The organism is Amaricoccus sp. (assembly GCF_017993425.1).
Classification (GTDB): Bacteria; Pseudomonadota; Alphaproteobacteria; order Rhodobacterales; family Rhodobacteraceae; genus Amaricoccus.
In genome coordinates this window covers 16,017-31,089 of sequence record NZ_JAGOMQ010000019.1, presented here as the reverse complement: position 1 = coordinate 31,089, position 15,073 = coordinate 16,017, and the positions used below count along the sequence as shown (strand labels likewise).

Genomic DNA, 15,073 nt, shown 5'->3' with positions numbered 1-15,073 from the left:
CCCGAGGCGCTCGCCCCCGGTCCGGTTTCACTGTCCCATCGGCGACAGCGGCTCGACCAGCAGGTCGGCGCCCCGCTGGATCAGCGAGACCCCGGTCTCGAACAGGCCGCGCTGGCGCGACTCGTCGAGGACGTCGATGCCGTTCTCGCGCAGCCCGCGCAGCAGCTCGATCAGCTCCGGCGAGCGGGCGAGCGCGAAATGGCCCATGCCGCCGCCGGCGTTGACGTTGCTGAGGTCGATCACCGTCACGTCGTCGATGCCGAGCTCCTCCGGCGAGGAGATCGAACCCACGCGCGGCGTCCGCTCGGCGCGCACCATCATGGCGAGCATCAGGGCCCGGTCGCGGGTGGAGACCACGACGAAGATCGGCACGCCCCGCGCGATCACCGGCGGGGCCTGGATACGGAACACGTCGATCTCGATGTCGGGCGACAGCAGGAGCACCGCGTTGATGCGCGAGAACACCTCCGGATAGCCGATGCGCGCCATGGTGCGCAGCGTCTCCATCATCAGGAGGCACCCCATCGAGTGCGCGATGAGGTTGATCTCGCGGGCGTTGGTCCGCGCCAGCGCGGCGATGGTCTGCTCGAGCGCGTCACGGGAGTAGAGCACGCTCTCCCGGTCGTAGACGTAGCCCTTCGCCGAGGCCGCCGAGGGCCAGGCGAACTGCACCGGCGCGGCCCGCTTGCCATAGTCGGTGTAGATCTGCGCGTGCCGGTAGAGGCCCTCGGCGAAGTTGGTGTTGTAGCCGTGGACGAAGAGGCTGGCGCGGCCCTCGTATTGCGGGTTCGCCGCCAGCGAGTCGTTGACCGCCCGGATGAACGCGGCCTCGCCCGACAGCCGCCGCGCGCCGAGGGTGACGAAATCGGTCGCGAAGTTCGGCGGCTGCTTCTCGGGGAAGGTGACCGAGCCGAGCGCGTGCTCCGGCGGCACCCAGACGTCGAAGGTCGCGAAGGTGGGCGGCGTGGCGCGGGCCCGGGTGAAGATCGGCTGGCCCTCGACCTCGCGCCGCGAGGTGGCGACGACGATATGGGCGATCGTCCCGTCGAGGCCGGGCGGGGGCGACGCCATGGTGATGGCGCCGCGCGGCGCGCAACCGGCGGCGAGGCCGGCGGCGGCCGCGAGCGAGGCGAAGCGTCGGCGTGTCAGCAGCGTCATCGGGCGGGCCCCTCCCCGGGTCGTCGGGAGCGAGTCTTAGGCCGGACCGGCGCGGCGCGCCAGCGGGGCCGGCGCGCCCGCGCGGCGCACTGGCGGTCCGGCGCCGGCCGTGCTAGCGGGCGCGCCATGACAGCCGCCCCCCCGGACTTCACCGCCGCCGTCCGCGCCGCCGAGGCCGAGCTCCGATCGATCTTCGACCCGACGCCGCTGCAGCGGAACGACTACCTCAGCGCCCGCCACGGCGCCGAGATCTGGCTGAAGCGCGAGGATCTGAGCCCGGTTCGCTCCTACAAGATCCGCGGCGCCGCCAACGCGATGCGCAAGGCGCTGGCCGCCGACCCGACGCGGCGGCGATTCGTCTGCGCCTCCGCCGGCAACCACGCCCAGGGCATGGCCTTCGCCTGCCGCCACTACGGGACCGAGGGCGTCGTCTTCATGCCGGTGACAACGCCGCAGCAGAAGATCGACAAGACCCGGCAGTTCGGCGGCGGCCAGGTCGAGATCCGCCTCGTCGGCGACTACTTCGACGCGACGCTGGCCTCGGCGCAGGCCTATTGCGCCGAGGCGGGCGCGACCTTCCTGCCGCCGTTCGATTCGGCCGACGTCATCGAGGGCCAGGCCACCTGCGCGCTCGAGATCCTCGACCAGCTGCCCGAGGGGACGACGCCCGACCTCCTCGTCCTGCCGGTCGGCGGCGGCGGCCTCGCCGCCGGCATGGTGCGCGCCTTCTCCGCGCTCTCGCCCGCCACCGGCTTCCGCTTCGTCGAGCCGGCCGGCGGCCCGAGCCTGCGCGCCGCGCTCGAGGCCGGCGAGGTGGTGACGCTGCCGAAGGTCGACAATTTCGTCGACGGCGCCGCGGTGGCGCGCATCGGCGACCTGACCTTCGCCGAGCTCCGCCGCTTCGCGCCCGAGGACGTGCTGATCGCTCCGGAGGACCGCATCTGCGGCACCATGGTCGACCTCCTCAACGTCGAGGGCATCGTGCTGGAGCCCGCCGGCGCCCTCGCCATCGACGCCCTCCGCGACCTCGACCTCACCGGCCGGACCGTCGTCGCCGTCGTCTCCGGCGGCAACTTCGACTTCGAGCGCCTGCCCGACGTCAAGGAGCGCGCCCTGCGCTGGGAGGGCCGCAAGAAGTACTACATCCTCCGCCTGCCGCAGCGCCCCGGCGCGCTGCGCGAGTTCCTGAACACCCTCGGCCCCCACGACGACATCAGCCGCTTCGAGTACCTCAAGAAGTCCGCCCGCAACTTCGGCTCCGTCCTCCTCGGCATCGAGAGCCACGGCCGCGCCGATTTCGACGGGCTGGAGGCGCGCATGAGCGCCGCCGGGTTCTCCTTCCAGGACATCACCGAGGACACCGTGATCACCAGCCTGATCATCTGACCCCCGACTCGACACATCGCGCCGGGAGATTTGCGTTGCGAAACACCGCCGGCCCGGGGCAATCTCCGGCCCACGCGGGGAGAGGCTTCACATGATCTGCGTGTTCATCCAGCTCCGCTGCCGGCCGGGGCGGACCTACGAGGCGGCGGACGCCATCTACGACCGCGAGTTCGCCTCGGAGCTCTATTCCACCTCGGGCGACTGGGACCTGATCATGAAGGTCTACATCCCCGACGGCGAGGACGTCGGCCGCTTCGTCAACGAGCGGCTGCGCGACATCCCCCATGTTGAGCGGAGCCTGACGACGATGACCTTCAAGGCGTTCTGAGTCATGTCCGGGCAGATCGTCGACTGGGACGACGCCTACGCCAACACGCCGCACATCCCCGACGGCGAGGCCTGGCCCGAGCGCTGGCGGCAGGCCGCCGCCGCCTTCCGCGCCGACCTCGCCGCCGACCGCCGCCGCGAGGGCCTGCCCTACGGCCGCGACCCGCGCGAGACGGTGGACATCTTCATGCCGGAGGGGCCGGCCGCCGGCGTCGTCGTCTTCGTCCACGGCGGCTACTGGCTGCGCTTCGATCGCAGCTCCTTCTCGCACCTCGCCGCCGGCCCGCTCGCCCGCGGCTGGGTCGTCGCCATGCCGAGCTACCCGCTCGCCCCCGCCGCGCGCATCTCGACCATCACCGCCGCGATCGGCGAGGCGGTCACCCAGATCGCCGCGGCGATCCAGGGCCGGATCGTCCTCGTCGGCCATTCTGCCGGCGGCCACCTCGTCACCCGCCAGGCCTGCGAGGGCAGCGCGCTGCCCGAGCGGGTCGCCGCCCGCGTCGACCGCGTCGTCTCGATCAGCGGCCTGCACGACCTCCGCCCGCTCCTGCGCCTCGCCATGAACGCCGACCTCCGCCTCGACCCCGGCGAGGCCGCGGCCGAGAGCCCCGCGCTCCTCTATCCGCGCGCCGGGACGCGCGCCCATGTCTGGGTCGGCGACGCCGAGCGCCCGGAGTTCATCCGCCAGTCGACGCTGCTCGCCAACATCTGGACCGGGCTCCGCGCCGAGATGGAGCAGACGATCGACCCCGGCCGCCACCACTTCGACGTCATCGAGGCGCTGACCGACCCGGACTCCGACCTCGTCGCCGCGGTTCTCGCCTGAAGGAGCGCCCATGCGCACGGAGACGCGGGTTGCGGTGATCGGCGGCGGCGTCGTCGGCTGCTCGGTGCTCTTCCACCTCGCCCGCGCCGGCTGGACGGACGTCACCCTGATCGAGCGCTCCGAGCTGACCTCCGGCTCGTCCTGGCACGCCGCCGGCGGCTTCCACACCCTCAACGGCGACCCGAACGTCGCCAAGCTCCAGGCCTACACGGTTGGCCTCTACCGCGAGCTCGAGGCGCTGTCCGGCCAGAGCTGCGGCCTGCACCTGACCGGCGGCGTGATGATGGCCGACAGCCCCGAGCGCATGGATTTCCTGCGCCTCGCCCACGCCAAGGGCCGCTGCCTCGGCATGGAGACCGAGATCATCACGCCCTCCGAAGCGGCGGCGATGTTCCCGCTGATGGACCCCTCGCACTTCGTCGGCGCGCTCTGGGACCCGGTCGAGGGCCATCTCGACCCCTCCGGCACCACCCACGCCTACGCCAAGGCGGCCCAGAAGCTCGGCGCGACCATCCTCCTGCGCAACCGCGTCGTCGAGCTGACGCAGGACCCCGACGGCATGTGGAACGTCGTCACGGAGCACGGCACGATCCGCGCCGAGCACGTCGTCAACGCCGGCGGCCTCTGGGCACGCGAGGTCGGCCGCATGGTCGGGCTGGAGCTGCCGCTCCTCGCCATGGAGCACATGTATCTGCTCACCGAGCCCATGCCCGAGGTCGCCGCCTACAACCGCGCGACGGGGCGCGAGTTGGTCGGCGTCATCGACTTCAAGGGCGAGATCTACACCCGGCAGGAACGCGACGGCATCCTGCTCGGAACCTACGAGAAGGCGGCGAAGCCGTGGTCGCCGCTGGCGACGCCATGGGACTTCGGCCACGAGCTGCTGCAGCCCGACCTCGACCGCATCGCGCCCTCGCTGGAGGTCGGCTTCCGCCACTTCCCCGCCATCGAGAACGCCGGCATCAAGCAGGTGATCAACGGCCCCTTCACCTTCGCCCCCGACGGCAACCCGCTGGTCGGCCCGGTGCAGGGCCTCACCAACTTCTGGTGCGCCTGCGCGGTGATGGCGGGGTTCAGCCAGGGCGGCGGCGTCGGCCTCGCTCTCGCGAACTGGATGACGACCGGCGACCCCGGCCACGACGTCTTCGGCATGGACGTCGCCCGCTTCGGCGACTGGACGACGCTGCGCTATGTCAACGCCAAGGTGCGCGAGAACTACTCCCGCCGCTTCTCGATCCGCTTCCCCAACGAGGAGCTTGTCGCCGCCCGCCCCGCGCAGACGACGCCGCTCTACGACATCATGACCCGCGACCGGGGCGCGGTTATGGGCGTCACCTGGGGCCTCGAGGTCCCGCTCTGGTTCGCGCCCGCGGGCGTCGAGCCGCGCGATGCGCTCTCCTTCCACCGCTCGAACGACTTCGAGCACGTGGGCAACGAGGTCCGCGCCGTCCGCGGCGGCGTCGGCGTCACCGAGATCGCCAACTTCGCCAAATACGCCGTGACCGGCCCGGGCGCCGAGGACTGGCTGAACGGGCTCCTCACCAACGTCATGCCCCGCGTGGGCCGCATCGTCCTCGCGCCCATGCTGAACGAGGCCGGCAAGCTGATCGGCGACTTCACCATCGCCCGCGCCGCCCCCGACCGCTTCTACGTCTGGGGCTCCTCGGCCGCGCAGATCCACCACATGCGCTGGTTCGAGCGCCACCTGCCAGCCGACGGCTCGGTCCGCGTCGAGCGCCTCGGACAGAAGCTCGTCGGGCTGATGATCGCCGGACCGCTCTCGCGCGACCTGCTCGCCGCGCTGGTCGACGCCGACGTCTCCGGCGCCGCCTTCCGCTTCATGGACCACCGCGCCATGGACGTCGCCGGCTGCCCTGCCCTCGTCAACCGGCTCTCCTACACCGGCGAGCTCGGCTATGAGATCTGGGTCGAGCCCTGCTACCTGCGCACGCTCTACCTCGCCATCCTCGACGCCGGCCGGCCGCACGGCCTCATCGATTTCGGGATGCGCGCGCTGCTCTCCATGCGGCTGGAGAAGGGCTTCCCGACCTGGTTCGCCGAGCTGCGCCCGATCTACGGCCCCTTCGAGGGCGGGATGGAGCGGTTCGTGAACCTCGACAAGTCCGCCTTCATCGGCCGCGAGGCCGCCGCCCGCGAGGCCGCCGAGGGCCCGCGCCTGCGCCGCGTCACCCTCGTCATCGACGCCGCCGACGCCGACGTGATGGGCGACGAGCCGATCTGGGCCCGCACCGGCCGCGACTTCAGCGCGGTCGCCGCCCCGCATGGCACCGGCCCCGACCGCTTCGACGCCGCCGGCGCCGCCGTTTCCCACCCCGACGGCCGCCGCGACGGCGCCTGGCGCGTCGCCGGCTGGGTCACCTCCGGCGGCTACGGCCACGAGGTCGGCCTGTCGCTCGCCCAGGGTTATCTGCCGGCCGAGCTCTCGATCGAGGCCGGCGACGGCATGTTCGAGGTCGAGATCCTCGGCGTCCGCCGCCCCGCCCACATCGCGCTCGCGCCCCCTTGGGACCCCGAGGGCCTGCGGATGCGGAGCTGACCGGCGGCGCTCCTGCCTGCCTTGCAGAGCAAAAATGTTCGGCCTGAGCCCGGCGCCTTGAAGTCGCTCGGAATGACGCCACTATCCGCCATTGGATGGCGAGGCGACGGAGTCGCACGGGGATTGCCCTTGGGTGCTGCTCGCGTGTCTTGGCGCACGTCGCCGGGGCGAATGCCAGATCCGGCGCGAAAATCAACCCCCTGCGCGGCGAAGCGAGCATCGGCGGCCTCGGCCGTGGCTCAGCCGCCGTCGCGCCGGCTCGCCCCCCCGGCCGCGGCCAGCAGGGCGCGCAGCCGCAGGCCGAGCGCCATCGCCCGGTAGCGCAGGCTCCACGGCCGCAGCCGGCAGGCGCGCCCGATGGCCGCGCGGGCGGCGTCGAGGTCGCCCGCGCGGCGCTGCCCGCCGGCGATGGCGTAGTGGAGCCAGGCATGGGCGGCCGGATGGCGCTCCAGCAGCGCCGCATGGGCCTCGGTCAGGCGGATCTGGCTCGGCAGCCAGCGGCCGCGGTCGGCGCTGATGCTGTTCGGCGAGAGCCACTGCAACACCAGCGGCTCGTCCACGAAGGCGATCGGCCCCCGGGCCGCGAGCCGCAGCGCGCAGTCGCGGTCGATCATGACGCGGAGCCCGGGGTCGAAGCCGCCGACCTCGCGCAGAAGGTCGCGGCGCGCGACGAAGGTCTGCGTCGAGATCAGGCTCCGGCGCAGGAGCGGCGCGACCAGGTCGCCCTCGAGCACGGCCGGCCGCGGCCGCGCCAGCCACGGCAGCCGCCGGCGCAGCAACATCGCCAGCCGATCCTGCTCGTAGAGGTCCGCGTCGTCGCCGGGGAAATAGCGCGGCCGCAACCGCCCCGCCCCCGGCGCGCCGAGGATCGCCATCCCGCAATAGGCCCCGACATAGCCGGCGTCCGGCGCGAGCAGCCGCGCCATCTGCTTCTCGAGCTTCAGCGGCAGCCACTCGTCGTCGCTGTCCTGGAACGCGACCCATTGGCCGCGGGCCTCCGCGATCCCGAGATTGCGCGCGGCCCCCGCGCCGAGATTCGCATCCGAGCGGATCACCCGGGTCCGGGCGTCCGCAACCCGCCGCGCCGCCTCGAAGGTGTCGTCGGCCGAACCGTCGTCGACGACGATCAGCTCGAGGTCGCGCCAGGTCTGGCGCAGCACGCTCCCCATCGCCGCCCCGACCGTCTTCGCGCGATCGAAGGCCGGCAGCACGACGCTGACGAGCGGCGCCTCCCCCGTCACGGTCATTGCGCTTCCCCGAACCGCCGCGGCGCCATTCTGCACCCGCGGAGCCGGCGTCTGCAACTCGTACGACCGCCCCGTGATCGCCTCGCGTTGGAGCGTCGCCCTGGGGGCGCGCCCCCATGACGCGCCGTCGAGCCCGCCGAGCCCAGCTCAGCTCGGTGCGCCCGGCGCCTCCTCGCGATCGGCGGCGGGGCGCCGCATTGCCCGACATCACCCCCTCGGCGGAGAGCGCGCGCAGCACGAGCGTCCGCAGCATCGACGTCCGGTCGGGCGCGTCGCCTCGGGCGATCAGGACGTCGATGGCGGCAAGCTCGGCCGAGGTGAGGCCGAGGCTCTCAGCGGGCGCCGCCGCGGCATGACGGTCTCGTCGCGGCCCTTGATCTCCCCGTAGGTCTTCCGGAGGACAAGGGCGGGATCCTGGCGACAGCCCGCGAAGAACTCCTCGAAGGCCCGGGCGACGCGCGCCGGCGTCTCGGTCAGGCCGTCGCGCTCGGAATCGTCGCCCGTCCAGTGAATGATCGTCCGGAACGCCGCTTCCGCCTCGGCCCGTTCCGGCCGGCGGCGTTCGAACGGGATCGGCGTCCCCCCTTGGTCCAGCATGCGTGCGCTCGCAGTCATCGGCAGCCTCCGGTAGTGGCGCGCCGGCGACGGCGCCTCGCGCATTGGATGCAGAAGATGTGGGGCAGGTTCCCGGTTGCGGGTGGATTGACGGCAGCGAGGAACGAACGAGCCCGACGACGGACGCAGCACCCGGGGAACCTTTTGCCGGCCGCTCCATCCAACTTCCCGACGCCGCGCCAAAGGGCGTCGCCGAACCTGGAGCTGCCGCCATGATCCGCCTGACCTCGCTCGCCGTCGCCGTCCTCGCCGCCGGGGCGATCCCGGCCCTCGCCCACGATGCCGGGGCGTTCGCCAAGGCCCCGCCCGCCCCGCCTTTCCAGGAAGTGAGCAAGCTCGTGAAGCTGCCCGAGTTCCTGCCCGGTCTCGGCCAGCTCTACGTCGATCCGGCCACCCTGCCGGCCGGGCCGTTCCTCGCCTACGATCACGATGGCGCACTGGTCAGCACCATCTTCATGATCCCGGTCGCCGATCTCAACCCGGACAAGAGCTTCGACGACCTGGCCGCGCCCGGCGGCGACGTCGACCATGTCGACGTCTACTTCAACGCCGGCCATCCGGGGGTCGAGGCGCCGCACGCCCACATCGTGCTCTGGCACGTGCCGGCTGCCGACGAGGCGCGGGTCGCGCAATGATCCTCACCCGGCGCAGCCTTCTCAGGCTCGGCGGCGCCGCGCTGCTGCTGGCGCCGCCGGTCCGGGCCGCCGCCGTGACCCACGTCATCCGGATGCGCGGCGACGCGACCGGCGCCCACGTCGGCTTCGATCCGGTCGGGCTCCGCATCCTCCCGGGCGAGGTCGTGCGTTGGGTCAACGGCGACGCCGGCAACGCCCATACCGCGACCGCCTATCATCCGGCGAACTTCGGCCGGCCGCGGCGCATCCCGGCGGCGGCGACGCCGTGGGATTCGGACTATCTGTTGCCGGACGAGGACTTCGCGGTCACCCTGACCGCCGAAGGGGTCTACGACTACTACTGCGTGCCGCACGAGCACGCCGGCATGGTCGGCCGGATCGTCGTCGGCAACCCCGACGCCGATGCCTGGATGCAGGATCCGGGGCGCCGCCGGCGATCTGCCGGAGGTGGCGCTGAACGGCTTTCCGCCGGTGGCGGAGATCCTGGGAAAGGGCCTCGTCCGGCGGGCCTGACCGCTGGCGTATCCCGAGGAGGACCGATGCATCTCGTTGCCAGAAGCCCCCTCGACCACGCCGCGCTCGACGACGCGGCGCTGGTCGATCTCGCCCGCCACCGCGACGAGGCTGCGGTGCGCACCCTGGTGAGCCGCCACAACCGGCGGCTGTTCCGGGTGGCGCGCGGCGTGCTCCGCGACGACGCCGAGGCCGAGGACGTGGTGCAGGACACCTACGTCCGCGCCTTCACGCATCTCGACGGGTTCCGCGGCCAGGCGTCGCTCGCCACGTGGCTGACCCGCATCGCCCTGAACGAGGCGCTCGGCCGGCTGCGCCGGCGCCGGCCGCACGCCGATCTCGCCGCACTCGATGCCGCGCTCGCCGATGGAGGAGGCCCGATCGTGTTCCCGATGTCGCCAGCGCCGGCCGGCCCCGAAAGCGAGGTCGGCCGCGCCCAGGTTCGCCAGTTGCTCGAACGTGCCGTGGACGCGCTGCCGGAAGGCTTCCGGCTGGTCTTCGTGCTGCGCGAGATCGAGGGGTTGAGCACCGAGGAGACCGCGGCCCTGCTGGCCATCCGCCCCGAGACCGTAAAGACGCGGCTGCACCGGGCGCGCCGGCTGCTCCGGCTCTCGATCGAGCGGATGCTGTCGGCCGGCTTCGACGCGATCTTTCCGTTCGATGGCGCCCGTTGCGTCCACATGGCGGACCGGGTCGTCGCGAGCCTGCGCGAACGGCGGGCCGGACAGGACAACGGATGACGCGCGGATCACCCCAGGCCTGTGCAGAATCCGGGTGCAGGCCGGGCGACCTCCGCTACGATGAGGCCCAGGCGCGGGGCGTGCTGCATGAAGTCGCAGGCAACGACGCCAGCGCGGGTGTCGCGCCCGGCGCGGAATAGCCGCACGCACGAGCGGTCTGCGTGCAAGCTCAAGATCGGTATCCGCACGCAACCCGGAGATCAGCAGAACATGACGCCTCCCGCCACACTGACGCCCGGGGACATCGAGCGCTTCGGGCCGGATCCTCGATCGACCTTCGCCGCCAACCTCGCGGCGGTCGAGGAGCGGATCGCCCGGGCCTGCGCGCGGGCGGGGCGCGATCGCGCCTCCGTCCGGCTGCTGCCGATCACCAAGACCGTGCCGGCCCACGTCCTGCGCCACGCCTTCGCGGCCGGCATCCGCGATTTCGGCGAGAACAAGATCCAGGAGGCGAGCGGGAAGCGCGAGGCGCTCGCCGACCTCGCCATCGCGTGGTGCATCGTCGGCCATCTCCAGACCAACAAGGTCAAGTACCTCACCCGCTTCGCCGCCGAGTTCCAAGCCCTCGACAGTTTACGGCTTGCCAGTCTCCTGAACGACCGACTGGACCGCGAGGAGCGCGTCCTCGACGTCTGGGTGCAGGTCAACACCTCCGGCGAGGAGAGCAAGTTCGGGCTGCCCCCGGATGCGCTCCTGCCGTTCGTCGACACGCTCGGGCAGTTCCCGCGCCTGCGCCCGCGCGGACTGATGACGCTGGCGCTGTTCAGCGCCGACATGGCGAAGGTGCGGCCCTGCTTCACGCTCCTGCGCCGCCTGCGCGACGAGGCCGTCACGCGCCACCCCGGCCTGACGGGGCTGTCGATGGGCATGACCGGCGACTTCGAGGAGGCGATCGAGGAGGGCGCGACCGTCGTGCGCGTCGGCCAGGCCATCTTCGGCCGGCGCCCCACGTCCGACGCGTACTATTGGCCGGGGTTCGCCCCGAGTTGACCGCGGGCCGAACCCGCGACGTTGCGGCACGAACGCTCCGCGTGACCACCCGGCGCGACCTATCCGCCCAGATGGCGCTTGCGATCTGAACGCTCGCAGTCGTTCCGCAGGTATCGCCGCGCGTCGACCGGCTCTATGCCGACGGCGTCTCAGCCTTGTTGGCGCAGCGATCGGCACGTCGATGATCACAAGGAGGGAGTCTCCGTTGTCGGGAGCACACGTTCGGTCTGCCCGCGCATCTTCGACGCCGACGCCCTGCCGGCAGCGGTCTTCACCGTCTCGGGGCCTGCAATGGGCGATGCCTATGCCTGGACGATCCGTGACGCGAGGAAGCGGAGATCGCAACTGGGGCATCCACTCGGGAGGATCCGCTCGACAGCTTCGGGCAGCCGTGCTGCCGGTGAGCCCCATCGGTCGCGTCTCGCTCGTCGCCAGCGCCGGCGGCGAGAGCTCCGCCCCGGTCGGCCGAGCTCGATCAGTCCGGCAGCGATCCGAGGTAGCGGGCGACGTCGGCGACGACGGCGGAGTGGTCTGGGAGGGCGGCGGTAGGGGCCATGTTGGGGAGCTGGTGGGCGATGCCCTTGTGGCAGTCGATGCAGGTCCTCTCGCCGGTGAACAGGAAGCGCTGGTGGGTCTCGGCGGCGCGCTGGCTCTGGCGGGTGATGTCCATCGAGTCGGCCGAGTGGCAGTTGCGGCATTCGAGCGAGTCGTTGGCCTTCAGCCGCGCCCACTCGTTCTGGGCGAGGGCGAGGCGGTGCTCGAGGAATTTCTCCCGCGTGTTGATCGTGCCGAAGATCTTGCCCCAGACCTCCTTCGACGCCTGCATCTTGCGGGCGATCTTCGAGGTCCAGCGGTGCGGCACGTGGCAGTCCGGGCAGGTCGCGCGCACGCCGGAGCGGTTGGTGTAGTGGATGGTCAGCTTCAGCTCCTGGAAGACGTTGTCGTGCATCTCGTGGCAGGAGGTGCAGAAGGTCTCGGTGTTGGTCGCCTCGAGCGCGGTGTTGAAGCCGCCCCAGAACACCACGCCCATGATGAAGCCGCCGAGCGTCAGGAAGCCGAGGCTGTAGTGGACGCTCGGCCGGCGGATGATCTCCCAGGTCCGCCTGATCCAGCCCCAGATCCGGCCCATCACGGCGTCCCCGAGGTCGGGCTCAGGTGGATGACGGTGTCCATGTCCTCGAAGGTGTTGGCGATCGGCGGCTCCACGTCCATCTGGGGCACGTGGCATTGGGTGCAGAAGAAGCGCCGGGGCGTCACCGCCGCCAGCACCTGCCCCTCGCGGTTGGTGAAATGGGTGATCGAGACCATCGGCGCCTGGCTGACCGCGACCGCGGTGCGGCTGTGGCAGGTCAGGCATTTGTTGACGTTGAGGTCGATCTGGTAGTTGTCGATCTGGTGCGGAATGACCGGCGGCTGCTCGGGCCAGTTGCGCACCTGGCGGATGTCGGAGTTGACGACCGACGGGATCGGCGGCGGCGTGGCGTTCCGGTCCAGGGGCGTGCTCCCGCGCAGGGTGACGAGCCCGTCCTGGGCGAGCGCGGCGGTGGCGGCGACGGCGAGCGCAGCGAGGAGCAGGGTGCGCATGGTCACACCGCCTCGATCCTGACGGCGCATTTCTTGAAGTCCGTCTGCTTGGAGATGGGACAGGTGGCGTCGAGCGTCACCCGGTTGATCAGTTGCCGCGCGTCGAACCACGGCACGAAGATCAGCCCGCGGGGCGGCAAGTTGCGGCCGCGGGTCTCGACGCGGGTCTCCATCTCGCCGCGGCGCGAGACGATGCGGATCGCCGAGCCGCGGCGGAGGTTCAGCTCGGCGGCGTCGTCGGGGTGCATGTAGCAGAGCGCGTCCGGCACGGCGCGGTAGAGCTCGGGCACCCGCTGGGTCATCGAGCCCGAATGCCAATGCTCGAGGACGCGGCCGGTCGCGAGCCAGAAGGGGAATTCGTCGTTCGGGCTCTCGGCCGGCGGCTCGTAGGGCAGCGCGAAGATCACCGCGCGGCCGTCCTTCTGGCCGTAGAAGTTGAATTGCTTCTCGCCCTCGGCATAGGGGTCGGTGTCGCGGTTGAAGCGCCAGCGGGTCTCCTTGCCGTCGACGACCGGCCAGCGCAGGCCGCGGACCGTGTGATAGGTGTCGAACGGCGCGAGGTCGTGGCCGTGGCCGCGGCCGAAGGTGGCGTATTCCTCGAAGAGCCCCTTCTGGATGTAGAAGCCGAAGGCGTCGGACTCGAGGTTCATCCACTCCTTGTCGGCGTCGCCGCGCTCGAAGGCGTCGACCTGGCCGTTGGCGAAGAGCACGTCGAAGAGCGTCTTGCCGGCGTAGTCCGGCGTGATCAGCTCGGCCGGCCACACCTCCTCGACGGTGAAGCGCTTCGAGAACTCGACAAGCTGCCAGAGGTCGGACCTCGCCTCGCCCGGCGCCGTCACCATCTGCCGCCAGAACTGGGTGCGGCGCTCGGCGTTGCCGTAGCCGCCCTCCTTCTCGACCCACATCGCGGTCGGCAGGATCAGGTCGGCGGCCTCGCAGGTCGTCGTCGGATAGACGTCCGAGACCACGATGAAGTTGTCGGGGTTGCGGTAGCCCGGCAGCCCCTCCTCCATCATGTTGGCCGCGGCCTGCATGTTGTTGTTCACCTGCACCCAGTAGACGTTGATCTTGCCGTCCTTCAGGTCGCGGTTCTGCTGGACCGCATGGCTGCCGATCCAGTCGGGGACCGTGCCGGGCGGCAGCCGCCAGATCTCCTCGGCGTGGGCGCGGTGCTCGGGGTTCGCCACCTGCAGGTCGGCCGGCAGGCGGTGCGCGAAGGTGCCGACCTCGCGCGCCGTGCCGCAGGCCGAGGGCTGGCCGGTCAGCGAGAAGGGCGAGTTGCCCGGGGTCGCGATCTTGCCGGTCAGGAGGTGCAGGTTGTAGCAGAGGTTGTTCGCCCAGGTGCCGCGGGTGTGCTGGTTGAAGCCCATCGTCCAGGTCGACATGACCTTGACGTCCGGCGCGGCGTAGATCTCGGCCAGCGCCTCCAGCCGGTTCTTCTCGACCCCGGAGAGCTTCGCGACGCTGTCGAGCGTGTAGGTCGAGACGAACTTCGCGTAAGCGTCGAAGTCGATCGGCTGGGCGTCGTTGGCGTCCTTGGCGTGCTCGGCCTGCATCTCCAGCGGATTGTCGGGCCGGAGGCCATAGCCGATGTTCTGGTTGCCCTGCTTGAAGTTGACCGACTGGGAGACGAAGGCCTCGTTGACCCTGCCGGTCGTGATGATGTGGTTCGCGATATAGTTCATGATCGCGAGGTCGGTCTGCGGCTTGAAGACGATCGGAATGTCGGCGAGGTCGAAGCAGCGGTTGCGGAAGGTCGACATCGCCACGACCTTGACATGCGGATAGCTGAAGCGCCGGTCGGTGATGCGCGTCCACAGGATCGGGTGCATCTCCGCCATGTTCGCGCCCCAGAGCACGAAGGCGTCGGCATGCTCGATGTCGTCGTAGCAGCCCATCGGCTCGTCGATGCCGAAGGTGCGCATGAAGCCGGTGACGGCGGAGGCCATGCAGTGCCGCGCGTTCGGGTCGATGTTGTTCGACCGGAAGCCGGCCTTCATCAGCTTGACGGCGGCGTAGCCTTCCCAGATCGTCCACTGGCCGGAGCCGAACATGCCGATCGCCTTCGGGCCCTTGGCCTTGAGCGTCGCCTTCCACTTCTCGGCCATGATGTCGAAGGCCTGGTCCCAGGAGATCGGGGTGAACTCGCCGTCCTTGGCGAACTCCCCGTCGCGCATCCGCAGCAGCGGCTGGGTCAGCCGGTCCTGGCCGTACATGATCTTGGAGAGGAAGTAGCCCTTCACGCAGTTCAGCCCGCGGTTCACCTCGGCCTCGGCGTCGCCGTGGGTGGCGACGACGCGGCCGTTCTTGGTCGCGACCATGACCGAGCAGCCGGTGCCGCAGAAGCGGCAGGGCGCCTTCTCCCAGCGCAGGCCGGTCAGGGCGGCGTCGGTGGTGAGGTTCTGCGCCAGCGCGGGCGCCGGCAGGCCCGCCGCGACCGCGGCCGCCGCGACCGCCTGCGCCTTGATGACGTCGCGTCGCGTGATCCCGGTCAT

Annotated in this window: 13 protein-coding genes; 7 read left to right on the top strand and 6 right to left on the bottom strand. The window is 71.2% G+C overall.

The genetic code is table 11. The annotated features are described in order from the left end of the window. Window positions 1–27 precede the first annotated feature (27 nt). The gene (locus KBB57_RS10715; protein ID WP_290749722.1) at window positions 28–1,158 is read right to left on the bottom strand and encodes an alpha/beta hydrolase; all 1,131 of its coding nucleotides are present in this window, start codon (window positions 1,156–1,158) and stop codon (window positions 28–30) included. 126 nt (window positions 1,159–1,284) lie between these two features. On the opposite strand from KBB57_RS10715, the gene ilvA reads away from it, so the two are divergent. The 4 genes from ilvA (at window position 1,285) to KBB57_RS10695 (ending at window position 6,254) form a co-directional block, all read left to right on the top strand. After that, window positions 1,285–2,544, top strand: a complete 1,260-nt coding sequence (gene ilvA / locus KBB57_RS10710; protein ID WP_290749719.1) for a threonine ammonia-lyase IlvA — start codon at window positions 1,285–1,287, stop codon at window positions 2,542–2,544. A 91-nt stretch (window positions 2,545–2,635) separates the two neighbouring features. Continuing rightward, window positions 2,636–2,872 (top strand): Lrp/AsnC ligand binding domain-containing protein, encoded by a 237-nt coding sequence (locus KBB57_RS10705; protein ID WP_290749716.1) that lies wholly within the window; start codon window positions 2,636–2,638, stop codon window positions 2,870–2,872. A gap of 3 nt (window positions 2,873–2,875) precedes the next feature. Beyond that, complete coding sequence (locus tag KBB57_RS10700) at window positions 2,876–3,697, top strand: alpha/beta hydrolase (RefSeq protein ID WP_290749713.1); 822 nt, start codon at window positions 2,876–2,878, stop codon at window positions 3,695–3,697. A gap of 10 nt (window positions 3,698–3,707) precedes the next feature. Then, the gene (locus tag KBB57_RS10695; protein WP_290749710.1) at window positions 3,708–6,254 is read left to right on the top strand and encodes an FAD-dependent oxidoreductase; all 2,547 of its coding nucleotides are present in this window, start codon (window positions 3,708–3,710) and stop codon (window positions 6,252–6,254) included. A 239-nt stretch (window positions 6,255–6,493) separates the two neighbouring features. Here KBB57_RS10695 and KBB57_RS10690 read toward each other — a convergent pair whose 3' ends face one another. Together KBB57_RS10690 and KBB57_RS10685 are read right to left on the bottom strand one after the other, a co-directional pair. Beyond that, entirely contained in the window at window positions 6,494–7,501 is a 1,008-nt protein-coding gene (locus KBB57_RS10690) for a glycosyltransferase family 2 protein (protein ID WP_290749706.1), read from the bottom strand. Window positions 7,502–7,786: 285 nt separating this feature from the next. Further along, on the bottom strand, window positions 7,787–8,116 hold the full coding sequence (locus tag KBB57_RS10685) for a GTP cyclohydrolase I (RefSeq protein ID WP_290749703.1): 330 nt from the start codon (window positions 8,114–8,116) through the stop codon (window positions 7,787–7,789). A gap of 212 nt (window positions 8,117–8,328) precedes the next feature. On the opposite strand from KBB57_RS10685, the gene KBB57_RS10680 reads away from it, so the two are divergent. From KBB57_RS10680 to KBB57_RS10670, 3 genes are all read left to right on the top strand, one after another. Further along, complete coding sequence (locus tag KBB57_RS10680) at window positions 8,329–8,751, top strand: DUF5602 domain-containing protein (protein ID WP_290749700.1); 423 nt, start codon at window positions 8,329–8,331, stop codon at window positions 8,749–8,751. Next, window positions 8,748–10,004, top strand: coding sequence for an RNA polymerase sigma factor (locus KBB57_RS10675; RefSeq protein ID WP_290749697.1), 1,257 nt, complete (start codon window positions 8,748–8,750; stop codon window positions 10,002–10,004). The genes KBB57_RS10680 and KBB57_RS10675 overlap by 4 nt, the downstream gene beginning before the upstream one ends. Window positions 10,005–10,214: 210 nt before the next feature. Then, window positions 10,215–10,994 (top strand): YggS family pyridoxal phosphate-dependent enzyme, encoded by a 780-nt coding sequence (locus KBB57_RS10670; RefSeq protein ID WP_290749694.1) that lies wholly within the window; start codon window positions 10,215–10,217, stop codon window positions 10,992–10,994. 475 nt (window positions 10,995–11,469) lie between these two features. Here the strand turns inward: KBB57_RS10670 and KBB57_RS10665 are convergent, their stop codons facing one another. From KBB57_RS10665 to napA, 3 genes are read right to left on the bottom strand one after another with little or no spacing between them, the layout of a single operon-like run. After that, a complete protein-coding gene (locus KBB57_RS10665; RefSeq protein WP_290749691.1) occupies window positions 11,470–12,123 on the bottom strand; it encodes a cytochrome c3 family protein in 654 nt (217 codons plus the stop codon). Continuing rightward, window positions 12,123–12,578 carry a nitrate reductase cytochrome c-type subunit gene (locus KBB57_RS10660; RefSeq protein ID WP_290749846.1) on the bottom strand — a complete coding sequence of 152 codons (456 nt, stop codon included), beginning with the start codon at window positions 12,576–12,578 and terminating at the stop codon, window positions 12,123–12,125. The genes KBB57_RS10665 and KBB57_RS10660 overlap by 1 nt, the downstream gene beginning before the upstream one ends. Window positions 12,579–12,580: 2 nt before the next feature. Further along, the gene (gene napA / locus KBB57_RS10655; RefSeq protein WP_290749689.1) at window positions 12,581–15,073 is read right to left on the bottom strand and encodes a nitrate reductase catalytic subunit NapA; all 2,493 of its coding nucleotides are present in this window, start codon (window positions 15,071–15,073) and stop codon (window positions 12,581–12,583) included.